The organism is Streptosporangium sp. NPDC051023, assembly GCF_040689595.1.
Classification (GTDB): Bacteria; Actinomycetota; Actinomycetes; order Streptosporangiales; family Streptosporangiaceae; genus Streptosporangium.
The window spans coordinates 18,766-39,019 of the sequence record NZ_JBFBCE010000033.1 but is presented as its reverse complement, the minus strand read 5'-3'; the positions used below and the strand labels follow the sequence as shown (position 1 = coordinate 39,019).

Genomic DNA, 20,254 nt, shown 5'->3' with positions numbered 1-20,254 from the left:
GAACCACGACATTAAAGTGGCTACCTATGCAAGAAATGTCCTAGAGGTAACGATTCACCGGACCGAAGGATGGCGGGTTTTGCCAGTCCCCGATCGTCCGTTGAAATCGGGGGCCGCCTAAAGTCCAGAACATGAACGTGCGTGTGGAACACAGAGGACGACTCGACGAACAACACGTGGCCGCCGTCCTCTCGGTGGTCGAGGCCGCGACGGCGGCGGACGGGGTCAGACCGCTCAACGAACACGTGATGCTGCACCTGCGCTACGGCGGCGACGAGCGGGCGAGAGCCGTACTCCTGTATGTCGGGGACGACCTCGCGGGCTACGCACACGTGGACCCGACCGACCCGATCGAGGACCCGAGCGGGGAACTGGTGATCCATCCCGCGTTCCGGGGACAAGGGCACGGGGGGCACCTGCTGCGGGCCGTACTGGAGCAGACGGGGGGACGGCTGCGCCTGTGGGCGCACGGAGGCCACCCCGGCGCCGAGGCCCTCGCCAGGTCGGCGGGGTTCACCAAGGTCAGGTCGCTGTGGCAGATGCGCCGCTCCCTGTTCGCCGCGATCCCCACCTTCGAGCTTCCCGAAGGCGTACGGCTGCGCACCTTCGAACCGGGCTCCGCCGACGAGAAGGCCTGGGTCGCCCTCAACGCCAAGGCCTTCGCCGACCACCCCGAGCAGGGGGCGTGGACCATGGAGGACCTGAGACGGCGTGAGCAGGAGCCGTGGTTCGACCCCGCGGGGTTCTTCCTCGCGGAGCGGCAGGCCCCGGAAGCCGGTGCGGAGCGGCAGGCCCCGGAAGCCGGTCATCCGGCGGACACCGACGGCACGCGGCTGGTGGGCTTCCACTGGACCAAGGTGCACGGCGACGGCGGCCACGGGCACGAGCCGATCGGCGAGGTCTACGTCGTCGGTGTCGATCCCGCGGAACAGGGCGGCGGCCTGGGCAAGGCGCTCACCCTCGCGGGCTTGACGCACCTGCGTTCCCGGGGCCTGGCCCAGGTGATGCTGTACGTCGACGAGAGCAACACCGCCGCGATCCACGTGTACGAGAAGCTGGGCTTCACCCGCTGGGATGTCGACGTGATGTACCGGAAATAACGCCGTGTGGCGAAACCGGGGGTGAGCCGTGTGGCGAAACCGGGGGTGAAACGAGAAACGCCGGTCGGGGCACCCCCCGACCGGCGTTCACATCGCGCTGAACGGACGTTCCCGCGTTTACTCGATCATCCAGTGGAGCCCGTAGTAGGCCAGCGCGGCGACCAGCGCGGCGGCCGGGATCGTGAGGATCCAGGCGGTCACGATGTTGCCCGCGACGCCCCAGCGCACCGCGGACAGGCGCTTGGTCGCACCGACTCCCATGATCGCGCTGGTGATCGTGTGGGTGGTCGAGACGGGAGCGCCGAAACCGATGGCCGCGACATAGAGCACGCTTGCCGCGGCGGTCTCCGCGGCGAACCCCTGCGGCGGGGTGAGCGCGATGATCCGGCGGCCGAGCGTCCGCATGATCCGCCAGCCACCGGCGTAGGTGCCCAGCGAGATGGCCGTCGCCGCGGAGAGGATGACCCACTGCGGGATCGCGTCCCCTTCGTTCTGGAACCCGCCGACCACGAGCGCCAGGAAGATCACTCCCATGGTCTTCTGCGCGTCCTGCAGGCCGTGACCGAGGGCCATGGCGGCGGCCGAGACCGTCTGCGCGTGCCGGAAGCCCCGGTTGGTCTTGGCGGGCTGGGAACGGCGGAAACCCCATAGGATGGCGATCATGATGATCGCCGCCAGGAAGAAGCCGATCACCGGCGACAGGATCATCGGGATGACGACCTTGTCCACCACACCGTTCCAGTGGACGACGCTCGACGAGGCGAGCGCCGAACCGACCAGGCCGCCGATGAGAGCGTGGCTGCTGGAGGAGGGAAGGCCGAAGTACCAGGTGACGAGATTCCAGACGATCGCGCCGACCAGCCCCGACCCCACGATCACCAGGCCGTGAGTGCCCTTCGGGGCGTCGATGATGCCTTTGCCGACGGTCGCCGCCACCTGCGTGCCGAGATGGGCGCCCAGGAAGTTCATGGCCGCGGCCATGAACAGGGCTGCCCTCGGCGTCAGCGCGCGCGTCGAGACCGAGGTCGCGATCGCGTTGGCCGCGTCGTGGAAGCCGTTGGTGTAGTCGAACGCCAACGCCACGACCACCACGCCGATGACGAGTGCGAGCGTGAGATTCACTTAGTTAGCTTTCCTTGACCGCGATCGACTCGATCGTGTTGGCCACGTGCTCGAAGGCGTCGGCGGCCATCTCGAGCTGGTCGATGACCTCCTTCATCTTGAGGACGGTCAACGCGTCGTACTCGCCGCCGAAGAGTTTGGCGAGAAGGCGGCGATAGACCTGGTCGGCCTGGTTCTCCAGCCGGTTGATCTCGATCCAGTACTCGTTGAGGTTCCTCATCGAACGCAGCCGGGGCATGGCCTCAGCGGTCAGCTCCGCGGCACGTTCCAGAACCTCGACCTGACGGACGACCTCCTTGGGGAGGTGGTCGATCTGGTAGAGGACGATGAGGTCGGCGGCGGCCTCCATGTAGTCCATCACGTCGTCGAGGTTCGACGCGAGACGGTAGATGTCCTCGCGGTCGAAGGGCGTGATGAAGCTCTCATTGAGCCGGTTCATGATCGCGTGGGTACGCTCGTCACCGGCATGCTCACAAGCGCGCATCTTCTCGGCCAGGGCTTCCCTGTCCGATCCGTCACTGATGATCTCTACCAGCAGACGGGAAGCTGTGACGAGGTTGTTCGCCGAGTCGGCGAACAGTTCGTAGTAGCTGTCCTCACTGGGCGTGAGACGCAGGCGCACGTCGTTCTCCAGATGTGCGGGGATGGTCCGCAGAGAAGGGTACGGGTTACCAGCGGAAATGCGAACTTCACCCGCTAGACGCCTACTCTTCCAGTTGTCGCTACCCGGCGTATACCTGGCAACACGCGGGTTGAGGGAGCCTTGGGCGCATCTTTTCGATGACCGTTATGCTGGTTTTGGCCCATGTTACGCCGAAACTGGTCATCTATGGAGCCTCTGGCGGCGACAGTGATCAGCGTGTTATCGCCGTTCCGGGCATCCGTCCCACCTGTCCCACCAGCCCCGGACATCGGCTTCCCCGAGCGCGGGCATCATGCTTCCCCCCGCCCCAAAACCCCCGGTCTCCCCTGGAAAACGAGCGCCGTCCCATCCCTCCGGCGCCCCGTCCCCCTCCCCCCGATGACACCCCGGCGGGTTCCTGCTGAAGGCCCCCGGCCTCCTCAGAAACTCACCACGGTGATTTCCGTCACCGCACACCGCGAACCCTGGTACGGCGACGTCCCTCACGTCACTTCTCTCCCCCGCAACCGCCCCTCCACACGAGATTTCCCCGCGCATGACCTCGGCTCGGGATCTCGGGGCCTCGGGACCTTGAGATCTCGGGGCCTCGGCGGCTCGGAACCTTGGGATCTCGGGGCATCCCCTCAGATCGGGGTCCGGTGGAAGTTCAGATACGAACGACTCGGCGTCGGCCCCCGCTGCCCCTGGTAGCGCGAGCCGTACTTCTCCGAGCCGTAAGGATGCTCGGCGGGCGAGCTGAGCCGGAACATGCACAGCTGACCGATCTTCATCCCGGGCCAGAGCTTGATCGGCAACGTCGCGACATTGGAGAGCTCCAGCGTGACGTGACCACTGAACCCGGGATCGATGAAACCGGCGGTCGAGTGGGTGAGCAGCCCCAGCCTGCCCAGCGAGCTCTTCCCCTCAAGCCGGGAGGCGATGTCGTCCGGAAGAGTGATCACCTCATAGGTGCTCGCCAGGACGAACTCCCCGGGGTGAAGGATGAACGGCTCGTCCCCCTCGGGCTCAACCAGCCGCGTGAGGTCGGACTGCTCGATCGCCGGGTCGATATGCGGGTACCGATGGTTCTCGAAGACCCTGAAATAACGGTCCAGCCGCACGTCGACGCTCGACGGCTGGACCATCTCCGGCTGGAAGGGGTCAAGCTTGACCCTGCCGGACTCGATCTCGGTAAGGATGTCACGATCGGAAAGCAGCACGTGAGGCAACCTACCAACGTCGTGACTCCCCGAAGGTCGGGAAACTCTCCCCACGAACGACCAGAGCCCCCGAAGTTTCCGCTACAGTAGGGGACGCGGTTAACCGCTGCGGGTGTAGTTCAATGGCAGAACATCAGCTTCCCAAGCTGACAGCGCGGGTTCGATTCCCGTCACCCGCTCCAACATTTCTCAAGCCAGCACCTCTGGCAGCAGTCTGAACGCTGGCACATGCCGAGGCCGAATCAGGCTGAAGTCCCGCCGGTCGATCGTCGCAATCTGCGTGATGCCCAAGCGCTCCGCGATGGCGACCACGGACACGTCAGCCGGGTCGAGACGAGCATCCCTATAAAGCCGGACGAGTTCGTCCATGCGCCGCACATCAGCGGGAAGCAGGTCAACCAGCTCGAACTCTTCGGTGACGAGATCAAGGAACTGCGCGTGTACAGCAGGCCCCATATGCCTGTTGATCGTCCACCCGGCTTCGATCAAGATCGTCGACGGCAGGAGCAGCGGCCCCTCCAACTCCTCAAGGAGCCGTAAGCACGAGGCATGGTGCTTGTCGTCTCGATCGACGACAGCGATCAAAGGGCCGGTTGTCCAGGAGTGTGATGGTCACACTGAGCGATTGAACCGCTCCGCCAGCAGATCTTCGACCCGTTCGGGCAGATTCCCCTCCCCGGACGCGCCGATTCCGGCGATCGACAGCCGACGCCGCCGGACCGGCCTGGACGGTTCGTCGTCCGCCGCCTCAGACAGCTCCGGATCGGTCTTCACCAAGCGCAGGAGACGACGCGCCTGGTCGGGAGAAAGCCGATCCACCAGGTGATGAAGTTCCTCATGCGCATGCCCAGCGCTCATGACCACGAGTCTACGCTTGCGGTTCCGCAAGCAGCCGCAACATCGCGCAACAGCTTTGCCGCAGGCCATAGACCTCTGCCTATGGCAGGTGTCGAAGATCTCTCGATGTCGAGATTTTGTGCCAGATCCGTGCCAGAACAGACGGGGAACCCTGGTCACTCACGGGGAGTCACGGGGAACCGCGCCTCGCCTACCTACACTCCCGTTTCTCCAGCTCAGACCACCAACGCCAGCAGCCGATTCCCAAGCTGACAGCGCGAGTCTGATTCCCGTCACCCGCTCCAACGTCAAAGGCCCACCTCAAGAATGTGATCTAGAGCTGGGCCTTCCTCGTTCCCCTGGCGCTGACGACTCCCGAGCAAGCCTGCCGCGGCTGAAGACCGCTACCGGGAAGGAGCAGCGGAAGCCTGCGGACTGAGCCCTCGAAGTGGCCGTCTGTAACTTATGCGGTCGCGAGCTGTCGGTGATGCACCGTTAGAGGCTCGATTTCAGTGGTGTCGTCGTCGACGACGAGCTCGACGCGGAACCGAACCCCCATTGCCGCACCGAGGCGCAGCAGTGTCGCTATATCCGGAATGCCGCCACCGCCCTCGATACGAGACAGGGCGGGTTGGGACATCCCGGAGCGCTCCGCTACGACCTTCTGAGACAAGCCTCGGCGCTTACGGATCTCACGCAACTGGTCTCCGAGCTCCAGGTCGCGGCCCGCCTGCTCGTATTCGGAGTGGGGCTGCGCATCCGCTTCCATCTCGCGCAGACGCTTCGCCTTGTAGGTTTCCCAACGGCTGTGACCCATCATGCGCTCCTCTCGAACACGTGCGTGGTGGTCAGGTCGTGCTCTGCCTCACACCGCTTCTTGGCAGCGATCGCTCGATCGATGTCGGCGGGCTGCGTCCCATCCTGTGTCTTGCGAAAGACCGTCAGGACCACGATCACCTTGTTGGACGGCTTCCAAAAGGTCAACCGCCAGGTCGTGCGGTCGAGAGCAACACGCAGCTCGTGCACACCTTCGGCATCCTTCAGCTTCTTCACGTGATCCCCATCAGGGATGCCACCAGTGACGAGGTAGTCGTCTACGTTCCGCATAACCCGCTGGTAGAGCGGAAAGGAAAGTCCGTCCAGCCAAGACTCCACCTCCGGCTCTAGATCAATCCCCCACCGAGACATACCATCAATAGTATATGCACTCGATGGTAACCCGTGGCGGAAATGAATACCAGCCCTACCCCACTTCCACTTCTCGATCTTGGTTGCTTGTCCAGATCCTCCCGGCGGCGTTGATCGCATGCCAGATCCGTGCCAGAACGGGCGGGGAACCCCGGTCATCCACGGGGACTCACGGGGAACCGCACCCCGCCTACCTTCACCCTTGTTTTCCCAGCTCAGACCACCAACACCAGCAGCCGATTCCCAAGCTGACAGCGCGGGTTCGATTCCCGTCACCCGCTCCACTCCTTCACCCAGCCTGACCAGGTAATCCCTTGATCACCGGTCAGGCTTTCGATCTTCATGGGCTCACGTCCGCCGAATGATCTCCCGAATTCCCTTTGGCACGCCCTCTGACCAGCTGAAACTGGCTCCGTGGCACACATGGAAACCCGCGTCCGCAAGGACGGGAAAACCAAGCCCTACCGATTCACCAGGTCCGCCTACGCATCGGACGCCTCGGCCACCAGCCATCGGCGGTCACACCGGAGCCGATCAAACCGGAGTGCAGCAACCAGGCGTAGCAGTCCGCCGCCCCCCCTTGACCATCCGGTTGGGTCGTCCTCGCCCGAGCGGCCTGCGGGCCCGCGGGGCCCGGCATGTCTCGCCACAGTCGGCAGGCGGTGAAAGACCTCGTTGACGGCTCCCGCTTGGAGGGCGGTGTAGAACAGCGCTCATGACGGAGCATCAGGCGGCCCGGATGAACGGCATGGACCTCGACGCTGTCACCTCGGCGGTCCTCACCGGTTCGCGGCTGCTGGTGGCGATCGCCGCCCGATCGCTGAGCTCGGTGGAGGATCGGGTGACGCTGCCGCAGTCCCGCATGCTGGTCGTACTGGCCGGTCACGGCGAAACCAAGCTCGTCACGATGGCGGAGCTGCTCAACGTCAACCCCTCCACGGCGATGCGGATGGCCGATCGTCTGACGGCCTCAAACCTGATCGTCCGCAGGGTCAACCCGAGTAACCGCCGCGAAAACCTCATGTGTCTCACCTCCGCGGGCCGACGGCTTGTCGACGAGGCGACCGCACTCCGCACACCGCCACGCGTCGTTGTCGACGCCCAGAACCTCACCTTCTGTAACTCCACTGGACTGAGCGTTCTCGCGGCGGCGCTGAAAACGATCGAGGCCGCAGCGGGACAGCTGGTGATCGGCGGCGCTCACCACCGGCTGGCCCGCATTCTCAAGATCACAGATTCGGACAGGAGGCTCCGGCTCCGCCCCCCGTCGAAAGCGCGGTGGAGCACCTCACCGCGATCGAGAAGTGACGCGAACTCGGCACAGATCCGGCGGTGCTCGCGCCTGGTACTTACCTCGGCGAACAGTCAGCGCCAGAGGAGAACTCCACGCGCATCAGGTCAGGTTTGGCATCGACCTGCCCAGAGGTCGGCCTGACAGGCGTCGCGGGCGCGAGCGGTCGACAGACCAGGTCGGCCAGGTGCGGTCCGGAAGCGGGAGCGAGGCTCATGTCAGTACCCCTTTCAGAATGTCGACGGCCTGAGCTGCGCCGTTCTCAGCACGAATCCTCTGCGCGAGCCGCTCGGCCCGTTCGGCGATGACGCGGTCGGTGACGGCCCGGCGAACCGCTTCGGCCAAGCCCTCCGCGGTCAGGCGGCGTTGCTGCTGCGGGGCGGGAGCCACCCCGGCGGCGTGCATGCGCTGGCCCAGAACGGCTGGTCGACGACGAAGGGACAGACCACCTGAGGGCGCCCCGAGGCCAGTGCCGCGCCGGTCGTGCCACTGCCGCCGGGGACACTACCGGCTGCCGCCAGGTGCCTGGGCCGCGATGCACTCGCAGCAGAACACCATGATCGCGGCCATGCTCCAGGCCGCGGAGAAGGGCCTGGCACAGGCCGAACCGGGCGGGCACGCCGAGCGACGCCTGCGGGAGATGCGCGACTTCCACGGGCTCCTGATGCGCGAGCTGCCCCGGCTCATGGACCGCTGGCAGAGCGAGCGAAACACCTCCGCCGAACCTCCCCGTTCGGCGGACTAGGGTCCTGTCGAAATGCTCAACGGGAGCAGCGCACCGTAGAGCACGGACAGGAGGACCGACTCCCGGCGGCTGAGCCGACTACCCCGCGCGAGCAGGCTCCAGCTGATTCCGCTGACGCCGACCATGGCCACGACCAGCGCCGGAGCCCCGGCATGGACACCTTCTCGAAGCCGGCCCGATATGACGTTACCGACCAGACTTCCCGGCGCACCGCGCGTTACCGTAACAGCAGGCGCGGAGCGAGAGCGTATACAGGTTTCACACAGAAACTCCCGCGAACCTGACGGATCCTTGACGCTCTGATGCTCAGATGAGGTAGCGCAGCCACAGGTACGGCGTCACCAACACGACGGTGGTGAGGGTGACGACCAGGCCGTACTTGGTGAAGTCCCAGAAGCTGATCGGGGTGCGGTTGCGGGCGGCGATGCCGATGACGACGACGTTGGCCGCCGCGCCGACGGCGGTGGCGTTGCCGCCGAGGTCGGCGCCGAAGGCCAGCGCCCACCACAGCACCCGGGCATGGTCGTTGCCGCCGCTCGCCTGCACCAGGTCGGCGACGATCGGACTCATGGTGGCGACGTAGGGGATGTTGTCCACGATCGCCGACAGGCCGGTCGAGATCCACAGCAGACCCATCGTGGCCAGCCCGAGCCGCCCGCCGGTCGCGTTCACCGCGAGTTCGGAGATCCGGCCGATGACGCCGGTCTCGACCAGGGCCCCGACCATGACGAACAGCCCCGCGAAGAACACCAGGGTGGGCCATTCCACCTCGGCGATGGCCTCCTCGGTGGTGACCTTGGTGACGGCCACCAGGACACCCGCGCCGAGGATCGCCACGACCGACGGCTCGTAGTGCAGGACCGGATGCAGGACGAAGGCGGCCAGGACCAGGGCCAGCACGGCCAGGCTCTGCCACAGCAGCGTCCGGTCGGCGATCGCCTCCCGCTCGTCCAGGGCCATGATCTCGGCGGCCCGCTCGGGGTCGTAGACGAACGTCTTGCGGAACATGACCCGGCACAGGCCGACGAAGACCAGGACCAGCAGCAGCACCATGGGCGCCATGTGGACGAGGAAGTCGTTGAAGGTCAGGCCGCCCCGGCTGGCGATGATGATGTTGGGCGGGTCGCCGACCAGGGTGGCGGTGCCGCCGATGTTGGAGGCCATCGCCTCGGCGATCAGGAACGGGACGACCGGCAGGGCGAGCCGCTCGCAGACCAGGAACGTCACCGGGGCGATGAGCAGCACGGTGGTGACGTTGTCCAGCAGCGCCGAGGCGGACGCGGTGATGACGACCAGCAACACCATCAGCCGGAAGGGGCGTCCCCTCGCTCGTTTGGCCGCCCAGATCGCCAGGTACTCGAAGACACCGGTCTGCTTGAGCACCCCGACGATGACCATCATGCCCAGCAGCAGGAAGATGACGTTCCAGTCGATGCCGGTGTGCTCGGAGAAGAACGCCGATCCCGAGTCGGTGGCGTGGATCAACAGCATGATCCCCGCCCCGCCCAGCGCGGCGGCGACCCGGTGGACCCACTCGGTGGCGATCAGCGCGTACGCACCGAGGAAGACCGCCACCGACAGCCAGGCGAGCGCCGTCACAGAGCGAGCATCCGGTCCATGAGCGCCTGCAGCGTGACCGCTCCCCGCAGGCGACCTCCGTCCACGACCGCCACCAGCGGACTGTGGGTGCGCGCCATCAGCGCGGCGATCTCCAGCGCGGTGGCGTCCGGATCGGTGATCGGCAGTTCCCGCGGGTTGGCGGGCAGGCACTCACGCACGGTCCGCCCGGCCAGGGAGCGCAGGAAGGTGTCGGCGTGCGCCTCGTCCACCACCCGCGCCAACGCCGGGTCGTCCTGGCAGTAGCCCGGAACGGCCAGGCGCAGCACCTGGGTGCCGGGCAGGATGCTGAACGGCGAGCCGTCGGCGTCGACGACGATCAACCCGGGCAGGTCATGAGCCGCCAGTAACCGGGCGGCCTCGAGGACCTGGGAGTCCAGGGAGACCGTCGGGAAGTCGGTGACCAGATCACGAGCGCGCATGACAGTCCTTGGAGATCGACAAAACGGACTGCCGACCAGTCTTCCCGGCTCACCTTCCCCCAACCTATCAATGATCATGGAGCCGGAGAAGGCAAGGATCGTAGAGAGGAGTCGACAAGGGTGAGATCCGCGAGGTCCACGACGATCCGCGGTAGACGGCTGCCCGGTTCTTCTCACGGTCCGATCACACCGCTCAGGCGGTGCACCCTCCGGCCACGCGAAACCGGCACCGGCCTTGAGCCCACGACGGGAGTGGGAACGAGGACGGCCGTTCATTGCGTTTCTCGGCGCACGAAAGAGTGTGACTTCGGCGAACCGTGGCCACCGTGGGACGAGCGGCCGCGTACGTCCGCCGATCACGGCGCCACCACGGCTGGCGGGCGCGAAAGTTCTCAGGCGGTGCCATGCGGCGCGTCCCGGTCCGCCATGACCCGCCGCATGTCGGCGACGGCGCGCATGGTCCCCCGTACGGTGCCGGTCACCTTGGATCGTCCGTCGCGCCGGAGGTAGTCGACGTCGACCTCGGTGATGTGCCAGCCGGCCGCGGCGGCCCGCAGCACCATCTCCAGCGGGTAGCCGAAGCGCCTGTCGGCGAGCCGGAGGGCCAGGAGCCCTGCCCGGGAGCAGGCACGCATCGGCCCGAGGTCGTGCACGGCGGCCCCGGTGCGGCGGCGCAGGCTCCGGGCGAGCACGGCGTTGCCCATCCGGGCGTGCAGCGGCCAGGCCCCGCGATCCCGTGGCCTGCGCCGGCCGAGTACGAGATCGCTCTGCCCGGCCAGGACCGGAGCGGTGACGCGGGGAAGCTGGCGGGGGTCCAGGGAGGCGTCGGCGTCCATGAAGCACACCACGTCGGCGGTGGCCGCCAGGAGCCCGGCGTGACAGGCCGCGCCGAACCCGCGTTGCGGCTCCCGTACCAGGTGCGCGCCAAGGGAGAGGGCGATCTCGGCCGAGTCGTCGGTGGAGCCGTTGTCGACCACGACCGGCCGGTACCCCTCGGGCATGCGGTCGAGCACCCAGGGCAGCGCGGCCGCCTCGTTCAGGCACGGCAGGACCACGTCGACCGTCACGGCGTCGCCCCCAGCGGGGCGGTGGCGAACTCCCTGACGCCCGTCTCGAAGTCGACGGCGGCGTGGAAGCCGATCTCGGCGCGGGCCCTGTCGGGGCAGGCGACGATGTGTCGGACGTCTCCGAGACGGTACTCGCCGGTGACGACCGGGGCGGGGCCGCCACGTTCGGCGGCCAGGGCCGCCGCCAGTTCCCCGATGGTGCGCGGTGCGCCGCTGGCCACGTTGTAGGCGGCCAGCGCGCCCGGGACGAGCGGGGCGCGGGCGGCGGCCAGGTTGGCGGCGGCGACGTCGCGGACATGGACGAAGTCACGGCGCTGGCACCCGTCCTCGAACACCCTGGGAGCCAGCCCGGCCTCCAACTGGGAGCGGAAGATGGCCGCGACCCCTGAGTACGGGGTGTCGCGCGGCATGCGGGGGCCGTACACGTTGTGGTAGCGCAGGGCCACCGCTCCTCCCCCGGTCTCCCTGGCCCAGTTGGCGGCCAGGTGCTCCTGGGCGAGCTTGGTGGTGGCGTAGGCGTTGCGGGGATCGGGCGGTGCCTCCTCGCCGATCGCCGCGGGGCGCAGCGGCATGCCGCAGCGTGGGCAGGGCGGCTCGAACACGCCTCTGTCGAGATCGGCCGTCGAGCGCGGCCCCGGCCTGACCTGCCCGTGTTCGGCGCAGTCGTAGACGCCCTCGCCGTAGACCACCATGGAGGAGGCCAGCACCAGCCGGCCGACGCCATGCCGGGCCATCGCCGCCAGGAGGACCGCGGTGCCGTACACGTTGACCGAGGCGTAGCCGGGCAGGTCGGCGACGTTCACCCCGAGGCCGACCTTGGCAGCCTGATGGGCGACCAGATCCACGCCCGGCAGCGACCCGTCGAGGACGGAGGCGTCCCTGATGTCGCCGCCGGTTCGCAGGTCGAGCCCGACCACCTCGTGCCCGGCCGCCCGGAAGGCCTCGGCCACGTGACCTCCGATGAAACCGGCCGAGCCGGTGACCATCACTCTCATCTGACCGACGGTAGTGGCGGCGTCACCTCGGTAGAAGCTCTGCCGCGCTGACGTTCGCAGGCCGTAAGAACCACGAGCCCGGCTGCCAGGGCGTAGGAGAGCGTGGCCGGCCCGCCCAGGTAGGCGACCGCCCCGGCCGCCGCGACGCCCAGCCACTCCCAGCGCCCGGCCATGGCCGCCAGCGCGACCACCAGGAGCGCGTACCACGAGTAACCGGGTGTGAGAAGCAGCAGCAGCGACCCGCTGACCAGCAGCGCGCCGTCCCAAGGACGGTCGGGGTCCCCTCGTCGCAGCACGTACGCGACGAGGGCGGCCATGACGAGCACCACCACGACGGGAGCCCATGAGTCCGGCACGGCCAGCCGCAGCACGCCGTACCGCTCGCGCGCCCCCGGATCCTCATACCCCTCCTCCTGGAGGTAGCCGAACAGGTAGCCCAGCACGGAGGCCCGTGAACCAAGCGTGTATGGCAGGTAGGCCAGCACGACCACCAGCCCGGCGGGCATCAGGGCTGTGAGGATCCGCCGCCGGTCGATCCCGCCGCGCAGCACGCCGGCCAGTGCGCCGGGCAGGGCGAGTACGGGCAGCAGCTTGACCGCCACTGCGGCGCCGAGCAACGCGCCGCGCCCCCAGCCACGTCCCCCGGTCACGGAGAAGGCCAGCACCACCAGCAGCACGCCGAGGACGTCGACGTGGGCGTTGTTCACCGCCTCCACGGGAACCGCCGGACACCACGCCCAGTACGCGGCCGTCCGATCCCCCCACCGCCGCCGCAGCGCGAGCAGCACGGCCACCGACAGCAACGCGCCACCGACCTGCAACGCCTTGTGCCGGACCCCGTCGGGCGACAACCCGTGCACGGCGAGGAAGTAGACCTGGGCGAGCGGCGGGTAGACGGTATGCACCGCGGGACGGTTGATCAGGGTGCCGCCGTCGGCCGGAAAGAGCCACGGGTCGCGCAGGGCGGCGAGCGCGGGATCGGCGGGCGCGTAGTCGTAGGGCGAGAACCCCGCCGCCTGCACCCGCCCGTCCCAGGCGTAGCGGTAGGAATCGGTGCTGGTGCTCGGCGGCGCGACCAGTCCCGTGGCGGACACGGCGATCCCCCCGGCCACCACCCAGAAGGCCAGCCGGCGCCCGGACAGCCCACGCGCCAGCCAGAGCGCCGCCGCGAACAGCGCCCATCCGGCCGCGTACCACCACAGCAGGTCAGGCTTCCCGTGCGTCATCCGGACCAGCACAGCGACCAGCGCCGGCAGTGTGCCACCGAGAACATACCGACTCACGCCGTTCAGCGTGCCATCCCGCGCTCACACCGCGACTGTCCGAGCGTTGGACGTAACGACCTCGTAAGGGTTGATCGAGGCTGTCGGTTCTACGGTCATATCGTGACGCAGATCATCGTCATCGCGAAGGAGCCCGTCCCCGGACGGGTCAAGACCCGGCTGACACCGCCGTACACCCCCGCCCAGGCCGCCCGGCTGGCCGAGGCCGCGCTCGCCGACACCCTGAACACCGTGGCCGTCACTCCCGCGACCCAGCGTGTGCTCGCTCTGGAGGGGCTGCCCGGCCTCTGGCTGCCCTCCGGCTTCGCGGTGATCCCGCAACGTGGCGACGGCCTGGACGAACGCCTCGCCGCCGCCTTCGCCGACGCTCACCGGCTGTGTCCCGGGCCCGCGATACTCATCGGCATGGACACCCCGCAGGTGCCCTCATCTCTCCTGCGCGTCGCCGCCGACGCCCTGTCCGACCACGACGCGGTGTACGGCCCCGCCTGCGACGGCGGCTACTGGCTCCTCGGCCTGCGCGCCCCCGACCCCGCCTTCCTGCTGGGCGTACCCATGTCCCGTCCCACGACCGGCCGGTCCCAGCTGGAGCGGCTGGCCGGCCTGCGGATCCGCCACCTGCCCGAACTCACCGACGTGGACACCGCCGGCGACGCCCACCGGGTGGCGGCCCAGGCGCCGGGCACCCGGTTCGCCGCCGCCCTGCGCGCGATGCCCGCCGGGGCGTTGCGATGAGGGGCGAGATCTACTCCGCCGCCCTCACCGGTCTGAACGCCGAGATCGAGTACGTCGACGGCACCCGGACCGCCCTGGAGACCGCGCACTGGTTCGAGCCGATCCCCGGCGACGAGGCGATGCTCGCCCGCTGCTCAGGCCTGACCCTCGACATCGGCTCCGGTCCCGGACGGCTGACCGCCGAACTCGCCCGCCGTGGCGTACCGGCCCTCGGCGTCGACATCACGCCGCAGGCCGTCCGTCTGACCCGCGGAGCAGGGGGTGTCGCCCTGCTCGGCGACGTCTTCGACGACCTCCCCTGGAGCGGCCGATGGTCCAGTGCCCTGCTGGCAGACGGCAACATCGGCATCGGCGGCCATCCCCACGCCCTGCTGCGCAGGGTACGGCAGCTGCTGCGTCCGGGTGGTGAGGCGCTGGTCGAAGTGGAAGGCCCGACCACCGTCAGCCGCGTCGACCGGGTCCGCCTGCGCCGTCCCGGCAGGGTCGGCGACTGGTTCGGCTGGGCCGTGGTCTCCGTCAACGACATCACCCGCCTCGCCCGCGCCAGCGGCTTCACGTCTGTGGAGCAGTGGTTCGAGCACGGCCGTTGGTTCGCCGGTCTGCGCTGACCAGAACGTTCAAGCACTCCGAGGCCCTGGAGCCGGTGGGTTCGATCTCCGCCACGCCCCCTGGAACCCGCCTCACAGAATCGACCGATCGATGAAGCGGCCCATCCTGGCGAGTGTGACGGCGAAGAGAGATCGTGGGGCGAGAGCGGCCACGGCGGACGCGTCCGCCGCGCTGTCCACGTCGGTCAGGCACGGCATCGGGGCGACGCTCAACCCGGCCTCTCTGAGCCTCCGCAACTGGATCTCACCGGTGGTCGGCTCCGACATCGGAACGCCGAGCAGCAGCGCCGGGTCGGGGACGCGCAAGCCGAGCAGCCAGAACCCGCCGTCCGTCGCCGGCCCGAACACCGCGTCGTGGATGCCGAGCTGGGACAGCGCCAGGGCCAGCGTTCCCGGTGTGACCTGCGGGGTGTCCATGCCGATGAGCACAGTGGGGACGGGCAGGAGGTGGTGGGCGTCGTCGAAGGCCGCCGCGAGCCGCTGGTCCAGCCCGGATCCACGCTGCGGCAGCACCGTGAAGCCCTCGGGGAGCCACGCTCCCGGAACGCCGTCGAGCACGAGCACGTGGCGGGCGGCCGGTACGCGGGCGACCGTCCGTAGCGTGTCCTCCAGCGCCGCGGCGGCCAGCGCCGCGGCCTCACGCGGGGTGAAGGGCGGGGTCAGCCGGGTTTTGACCCTCCCGGGTACCGGCTCCTTGGCGATCACCAGGATCTGTGCCCGGGACGATCCCGCCCAGAGATGAGAAAGCGGGTTCCGGCCGTACTGCCCGGCCGCGAGCCCGCTCATGCCTCGCCCCGGCGGGCCGTGGTCCGGCGTAGGCGGAAACCGCCCGGCGTCCGCCCGAGCCCCCGCGGCAGGGCCGCCTCCCCGCCCGGGCAGGGCGGCACCACATCCATCCTCATGGTTCGACGCTAGAGCTGCGGGACATACCGAGAACTCATGGCGTGGTCATCTAATTTCCGGGAAACATCCAGTTCATGTCCACGATCAGAGGGTGCCTCGGGATGGGGACCGGATGCCGCCGTGGTGGCGCGGGCGACATCACAGACATGCGCGAAGCCCCGTCTCCGACGGCTGTCTTCGAGCACCCGAGGCGCCCCGCCCACCGCCAGAGCTGATCAGAGGATCGCCGCGACACCCGAACGCGGTGTGCTCCTGGGCGATCTTGATGGTGGCGTGGACTTTACTCAGGTAATTTTCCATGTAACGAAAACTCGAAGTCGCCGCGCGGGATGTCCCGGAGAGGCGGCCTTGACCGGGTCGAGACCGCCTCTTGCAGCGCGCCGCCCCTGTCGCCGGGGACTTCGCCGATAACGTGACCGGTGTGGCCGTGAATGTCTTCCCACCCCCTCCGGACAGAGCCGAAGCCCCGCCGTGAGCACCCGGCCGCACTCCCACGGGTTCCAGAGTGGTCGTCTCGGAGAGCGGCTCGGCCCGGCAGGTGTGGCACGGCTTCCGATCATGCTCGCCGCGGCCGCGGGACTCATCGCGATCGTCGCGTGCGTCGTCACCGCCGTCAGCCGGATGGGCTATCCGTACGCCCTGGAGTGGCTGGAGGGCAACTCCCTGGTCGAGGTGGAACGGCTGCTCACCGGCCTGCCGCTGTACTCCTCTCCCACGGTCGACTACGTGCCCGACGCCTACCCCCCGCTGTACTTCGCCGTCTCGGCGGCCCTGGCGAGCGTACTGGGGGTCTCCTATCTCCCACTCCGGCTGGTCTCGCTGGCCGCCTCTGCCGGTTGCTTCGTCCTTCTCGCCCGACTGGTCCAGCGCGAGACCGGGGACCTGGCCGCCGGGGTGGCCGCGGCGGGACTCTACGCCGCGACCTACTTCGCCGCCGGCACCTGGCTCGACTTCGCCCGGGTGGACTCACTGTTCCTTTTTCTCAGCCTCGCCGGGCTGTACGCGGCCCGGTGGATGCGCGGGCCAGGCGGCGCGGTGGCCGCCGGGCTACTGCTCGCGGCCGCCTTCCTCACCAAACAGAGCGCGCTCGCCCAGGCGGGGGCGATCACCGTGGCACTGCTGTGCGGCCCCCGGCGCCGTCTGGGAGGGGTGCTGGCGGTGACGTTCGTGGGGATGGTGGCCCTGACCACGCTCTGGTGGGGCATGACCAGTCACGGCTGGTACGTGTTCTACGTCTTCGCACTCCTTACTCAGCACCCTCTTGAGCACACCGCGTTCATCGGGTTCTGGACCTGGTACCTGTTACCCACCCTCGGCATCGCGCTCGGGGCGGTCCTGCTCGCGGTACGGCGGATTCCGCTGCTCATCGGCCTGAGCTGCCTCGCGCTGGCCGCGGAAGGCTACGCCGGTCTCCTGCACACGGGTGGTGCGGTGAACAACATGCTCCCGGTCTACGCGGCGGTGGCGTTGCTCGCCGGCGTCGGGATGGGCTGCTCGACGGTGAGTCCAGGCCGGGCGGCGGCCGCGGGCACACTGGTCCTGGCACAGATCGCCGCCCTGGCCGTGGGGGTTCTCACCGCGGACCGGATGGTCCCTGACGCCGCCGACCGCCGTGTGGGCGACCGGCTCAGCGTGTGGCTGGGTGGTTTCGACGGGCCGGTCGCGGTCTTCTCCGACCCTGGCCTGAACGTGCTGGCCGGGCTCGCGCCCGTGGCCCACCGAGCCGCCATCGCCGATGTTCTGCGCGGTACCGGCGGCGTTCCCCGGGCACAGCTCGAACGCAGTATCGCCCGCGCGGTGGCCGAACGGCGATTCACCGCGATCGTCGTCGAGCAATCCGCCGATCTCCAGGGCTTCCCACCCGACCTGACGCGGAACTATCGCCGCTGTCCCCAAAGACTGCTGGCGGGCGTCCCAGACGAGGTGTTCCGCCCGATCGGTGGGGGACCACGGCCCTCGACACTGTGGCTTCCCGTGGACCGGGGCTCCTGCGCGGAGATCACCCGCCTGCTCGGGTGACCGCCGGGGACCATGTCGACAGCCTGGGCGGGCATCGGAGCCGCTACCCGGCACGACGGTCCGAGAGTGATCGAAAGCGATCAGCTACGCTACCCAAAGGGGACATTTTCGACAAATAGCACTATTAACCCGACGTTGGGCCACCGGCCTGAGTGCAGGAATGCTTTCGGCAGACGCTGATTTCGGGGTGATTCGGTGTCAGATCGGCCGTCCCGAGGGGACACTCATCACAACCGCGAGGCCGCCGCGAGGACGAGCCGCAAAACCGCGCGTCCGAGACGAGACGCCGCCGCCTGGCTACGGGAACATCCACCACCGGGCCCGTTCCGGCCGGAGTTCTGGCGCAGCCCGCTGCGCGGTCCGTGGCTGACGTCGATATTCGGCCTGGTGCTGCTGGCAGGGATCCCGATCATCGCGATCACGGGGCTGGTGTCCTACGCCGCCTACGAGCCGCGGCTGCCGGGCAACGAGACGACTCCCGAACGAGGATGGCTGGGCTTCTACCTGTTCGACTGGCCCACGCATCCGGCATGGCTGTACCGGGTCACGCAAGGAGTCCACGTCGTCTTGGGACTGACGTTGGTCGCGGTACTGCTGGCCAAGCTGTGGTCGGTGATTCCGAAACTGTTCACCTGGCCACCGGCACGCTCCCTCGCCGAAGCGGTGGAGCGCGCCAGCCTACTGCTCCTGGTCGGCGGCGTGGTGTTCGAGTTCGTCACCGGCATCCTGAACATCCAGCTCTTCTACGTTTTCCCGTTCTCCTTCTACCCCGCGCATCTGTACGGGGCGTGGATCTTCCTCGCGGCGTTCGCCGTCCACGTCGCCTTCAAGCTGCCGAAGATGATCCGGTCGCTGCGGTCGCGGCGCCTACTCGACGAGCTGCGGACCGGCCTGGACGGCACCCGGCCGGAACCTCCCGATCCCGACGGCCTGGTTCCCCCGGCCCCGGAGGCACCCACCATGTCACGGCGAGGCCTGCTCGCCTTCGTCGGCGGCGCCTCACTGATCACTCTTGGCCTGTCCGTCGGCCAGACCATGGACGGGCCGCTGCGCCGCACCGCGCTACTGGCCCCCCATGGACGCGCCTACGGCTCTGGCCCCAACGACTTCCAGGTGAACAAGGCAGCCGCTGCCATGAGCATCGATCCGGCCGACACCGGCCCGGGCTGGCGGCTGGAGCTGACCGGACCGCGCCCCACATATCTGAGCCGTGCACAACTGCTGGCGATGCGGTTACACACCTACGCGCTGCCGATCGCCTGTGTGGAGGGCTGGTCGACCGAGCAGACCTGGACCGGCGTACGGCTGGCCGACCTCGCCCGGCTGGCGGGGGCGGCGCCCGGCACCGTGGAGGTGTTCGTCGAGTCCCTGGAACGTGGGGGCGCCTTCGGCCAGGCGTCGCTGAGCACGGGCCAGGTGGCCGACCCCCGCTCCCTGCTCGCGTTGCGGGTCAACGGCGCCGACCTGTCCCTCGATCACGGTTATCCGGCCCGGATCATCGTCCCGAACGCCCCCGGCGTTCACAACACGAAGTGGGTCCGCAAGCTCAGTTTCCACCCTGCGGCGGCGTGAGGATGGCCACGCTTTCCCGGATCCACAGCATGCGTCGGCGGATGGCCACCCGCTACGGTGCCGACCCGTTGCACCTGCTCGCCCTGATCGCCTGCTTCGCCCTGGCCGGGTACGCCGCGAGCCGCGTCGTCGCCGCCGGCATCTGGGCCGGTTTCCTGGTGTGGTTCGTCGGCGCCGCGATCATCCACGACCTCCTGCTGTACCCGCTGTACACCCTCGCCGACATCACCGCGCGGCGGCGCCCGTGGCGCCGCCGCCGGCCGCCGGGTCCCGTCCCGTGGCCGCCGTGGACCAACTACCTGCGCGTGCCCACCGCGCTGTCCGGGCTGCTGCTGCTCATCTGGTTCCCCCTCATCCTGGGGTTGGCCGAAGGCAACTACCACAGGTCGACGGCACTGGACACGAGCCCGTACCTGGGCCGCTGGCTGCTGGTCACCGGCGTGCTCTTCGCCGGATCAGCGCTCGCCTACGCGGTCCGGCTGCGCCGGGACAAGACCTCCTCCGGATCACGAATCCACCTCCGCCCGCCGCGTGCTCCACGCTCCTTCCCCAAGGGTTGACCAGGCAACTCCTTTCACGCGAGGTGACTCGTCCAGCCACGCCGGCCCCGCGCCTGTGGGGTGTTCCCGTCAAGGTCTATCTCGTTCATGGATACACTCCATCGCCCCTGGGTCACCCCATCAACTCCGGCGTCTGCCACAGCCGCACGGCAGCGCTCATGCCGGCCACGTCATGCTTGCTCGCCCTTACCGGACAGAAGCTCCGCGACGGCGGGGAAAGGAACCGCCTTGATTCGGCTTCAAGCCTGAGCGTCCACATAAAGATCATCGGTGTGCCCACGTGGGCACACCGAGTCGACAAGAGTCGGCAGAACCCCGCAGAACCCGCTCCAACCCGATCGCCGTGAA

General features: G+C 68.5%; 22 protein-coding genes and 1 tRNA gene. 9 read left to right on the top strand and 14 right to left on the bottom strand.

Annotation, left to right across the window (positions count from 1 at the left end; all coding sequences use genetic code 11):
- Positions 1-131: 131 nt before the first annotated feature.
- Positions 132-1,100, top strand: coding sequence for a mycothiol synthase (gene mshD, locus AB0395_RS22485; protein ID WP_366283331.1), 969 nt, complete (start codon positions 132-134; stop codon positions 1,098-1,100).
- A gap of 117 nt (positions 1,101-1,217) precedes the next feature.
- Here the strand turns inward: mshD and AB0395_RS22480 are convergent, their stop codons facing one another.
- The 3 genes from AB0395_RS22480 to dcd all read right to left on the bottom strand — a co-directional run bounded on the left by AB0395_RS22480 (position 1,218) and on the right by dcd (position 4,064).
- The gene (locus AB0395_RS22480) at positions 1,218-2,222 is read right to left on the bottom strand and encodes an inorganic phosphate transporter (RefSeq protein WP_366283329.1); all 1,005 of its coding nucleotides are present in this window, start codon (positions 2,220-2,222) and stop codon (positions 1,218-1,220) included.
- A 4-nt stretch (positions 2,223-2,226) separates the two neighbouring features.
- Entirely contained in the window at positions 2,227-2,844 is a 618-nt protein-coding gene (locus AB0395_RS22475; protein WP_366283327.1) for a DUF47 family protein, read from the bottom strand.
- Positions 2,845-3,488: 644 nt separating this feature from the next.
- On the bottom strand, positions 3,489-4,064 hold the full coding sequence (gene dcd, locus AB0395_RS22470) for a dCTP deaminase (RefSeq protein ID WP_366283325.1): 576 nt from the start codon (positions 4,062-4,064) through the stop codon (positions 3,489-3,491).
- 108 nt (positions 4,065-4,172) lie between these two features.
- Here dcd and AB0395_RS22465 point away from each other — a divergent pair.
- Positions 4,173-4,246 (top strand) — tRNA-Gly (locus AB0395_RS22465).
- Positions 4,247-4,253: 7 nt separating this feature from the next.
- On the opposite strand, the gene AB0395_RS22460 is transcribed toward AB0395_RS22465, so the two are convergent.
- The 4 genes from AB0395_RS22460 to AB0395_RS22445 all read right to left on the bottom strand — a co-directional run bounded on the left by AB0395_RS22460 (position 4,254) and on the right by AB0395_RS22445 (position 6,089).
- The gene (locus AB0395_RS22460) at positions 4,254-4,649 is read right to left on the bottom strand and encodes a PIN domain-containing protein (protein WP_366283324.1); all 396 of its coding nucleotides are present in this window, start codon (positions 4,647-4,649) and stop codon (positions 4,254-4,256) included.
- A 27-nt stretch (positions 4,650-4,676) separates the two neighbouring features.
- Entirely contained in the window at positions 4,677-4,928 is a 252-nt protein-coding gene (locus tag AB0395_RS22455) for a hypothetical protein (protein WP_366283323.1), read from the bottom strand.
- Positions 4,929-5,364: 436 nt separating this feature from the next.
- Positions 5,365-5,721, bottom strand: coding sequence for a helix-turn-helix transcriptional regulator (locus tag AB0395_RS22450; protein ID WP_366283321.1), 357 nt, complete (start codon positions 5,719-5,721; stop codon positions 5,365-5,367).
- Positions 5,718-6,089, bottom strand: coding sequence for a type II toxin-antitoxin system RelE/ParE family toxin (locus AB0395_RS22445; RefSeq protein ID WP_366283319.1), 372 nt, complete (start codon positions 6,087-6,089; stop codon positions 5,718-5,720). Before AB0395_RS22445 ends, AB0395_RS22450 begins: the two co-directional genes overlap by 4 nt.
- A 715-nt stretch (positions 6,090-6,804) precedes the next feature.
- Between AB0395_RS22445 and AB0395_RS22440 the strand changes: the two genes are divergently transcribed.
- Complete coding sequence (locus AB0395_RS22440) at positions 6,805-7,524, top strand: MarR family transcriptional regulator (RefSeq protein WP_366283318.1); 720 nt, start codon at positions 6,805-6,807, stop codon at positions 7,522-7,524.
- Positions 7,525-7,593: 69 nt separating this feature from the next.
- Here AB0395_RS22440 and AB0395_RS22435 read toward each other — a convergent pair whose 3' ends face one another.
- Complete coding sequence (locus AB0395_RS22435) at positions 7,594-7,785, bottom strand: hypothetical protein (RefSeq protein ID WP_366283316.1); 192 nt, start codon at positions 7,783-7,785, stop codon at positions 7,594-7,596.
- 130 nt (positions 7,786-7,915) lie between these two features.
- Between AB0395_RS22435 and AB0395_RS22430 the strand changes: the two genes are divergently transcribed.
- On the top strand, positions 7,916-8,125 hold the full coding sequence (locus AB0395_RS22430; protein ID WP_366283314.1) for a hypothetical protein: 210 nt from the start codon (positions 7,916-7,918) through the stop codon (positions 8,123-8,125).
- 306 nt (positions 8,126-8,431) lie between these two features.
- Here AB0395_RS22430 and AB0395_RS22425 read toward each other — a convergent pair whose 3' ends face one another.
- The 5 genes from AB0395_RS22425 to AB0395_RS22405 form a co-directional block, all read right to left on the bottom strand.
- On the bottom strand, positions 8,432-9,724 hold the full coding sequence (locus tag AB0395_RS22425) for an ArsB/NhaD family transporter (protein ID WP_366283312.1): 1,293 nt from the start codon (positions 9,722-9,724) through the stop codon (positions 8,432-8,434).
- Positions 9,721-10,164 carry a CBS domain-containing protein gene (locus AB0395_RS22420; RefSeq protein ID WP_366283310.1) on the bottom strand — a complete coding sequence of 148 codons (444 nt, stop codon included), beginning with the start codon at positions 10,162-10,164 and terminating at the stop codon, positions 9,721-9,723. Before AB0395_RS22420 ends, AB0395_RS22425 begins: the two co-directional genes overlap by 4 nt.
- 392 nt (positions 10,165-10,556) lie before the next feature.
- Complete coding sequence (locus tag AB0395_RS22415) at positions 10,557-11,231, bottom strand: glycosyltransferase family 2 protein (RefSeq protein WP_366283308.1); 675 nt, start codon at positions 11,229-11,231, stop codon at positions 10,557-10,559.
- Positions 11,228-12,226 (bottom strand): NAD-dependent epimerase/dehydratase family protein, encoded by a 999-nt coding sequence (locus AB0395_RS22410; protein WP_366283306.1) that lies wholly within the window; start codon positions 12,224-12,226, stop codon positions 11,228-11,230. The genes AB0395_RS22415 and AB0395_RS22410 overlap by 4 nt, the downstream gene beginning before the upstream one ends.
- Entirely contained in the window at positions 12,223-13,509 is a 1,287-nt protein-coding gene (locus tag AB0395_RS22405) for a glycosyltransferase 87 family protein (protein ID WP_366283305.1), read from the bottom strand. The genes AB0395_RS22410 and AB0395_RS22405 overlap by 4 nt, the downstream gene beginning before the upstream one ends.
- A gap of 102 nt (positions 13,510-13,611) precedes the next feature.
- On the opposite strand from AB0395_RS22405, the gene AB0395_RS22400 reads away from it, so the two are divergent.
- Both AB0395_RS22400 and AB0395_RS22395 read left to right on the top strand, forming a co-directional pair.
- Positions 13,612-14,244 (top strand): TIGR04282 family arsenosugar biosynthesis glycosyltransferase, encoded by a 633-nt coding sequence (locus AB0395_RS22400; RefSeq protein ID WP_366283303.1) that lies wholly within the window; start codon positions 13,612-13,614, stop codon positions 14,242-14,244.
- Complete coding sequence (locus AB0395_RS22395) at positions 14,241-14,852, top strand: class I SAM-dependent methyltransferase (RefSeq protein ID WP_366283301.1); 612 nt, start codon at positions 14,241-14,243, stop codon at positions 14,850-14,852. The genes AB0395_RS22400 and AB0395_RS22395 overlap by 4 nt, the downstream gene beginning before the upstream one ends.
- Before the next feature lie 72 nt (positions 14,853-14,924).
- On the opposite strand, the gene AB0395_RS22390 is transcribed toward AB0395_RS22395, so the two are convergent.
- A complete protein-coding gene (locus tag AB0395_RS22390; protein ID WP_366283299.1) occupies positions 14,925-15,638 on the bottom strand; it encodes a TIGR04282 family arsenosugar biosynthesis glycosyltransferase in 714 nt (237 codons plus the stop codon).
- A 588-nt stretch (positions 15,639-16,226) separates the two neighbouring features.
- On the opposite strand from AB0395_RS22390, the gene AB0395_RS22385 reads away from it, so the two are divergent.
- The 3 genes from AB0395_RS22385 to AB0395_RS22375 all read left to right on the top strand — a co-directional run bounded on the left by AB0395_RS22385 (position 16,227) and on the right by AB0395_RS22375 (position 19,906).
- Positions 16,227-17,774, top strand: a complete 1,548-nt coding sequence (locus AB0395_RS22385) for a glycosyltransferase family 39 protein (RefSeq protein WP_366283297.1) — start codon at positions 16,227-16,229, stop codon at positions 17,772-17,774.
- A gap of 387 nt (positions 17,775-18,161) precedes the next feature.
- Entirely contained in the window at positions 18,162-19,346 is a 1,185-nt protein-coding gene (locus AB0395_RS22380) for a molybdopterin-dependent oxidoreductase (RefSeq protein WP_366283295.1), read from the top strand.
- A gap of 29 nt (positions 19,347-19,375) precedes the next feature.
- Positions 19,376-19,906, top strand: coding sequence for a hypothetical protein (locus AB0395_RS22375; RefSeq protein WP_366283293.1), 531 nt, complete (start codon positions 19,376-19,378; stop codon positions 19,904-19,906).
- The last annotated feature ends 348 nt before the right edge of the window (positions 19,907-20,254 follow it).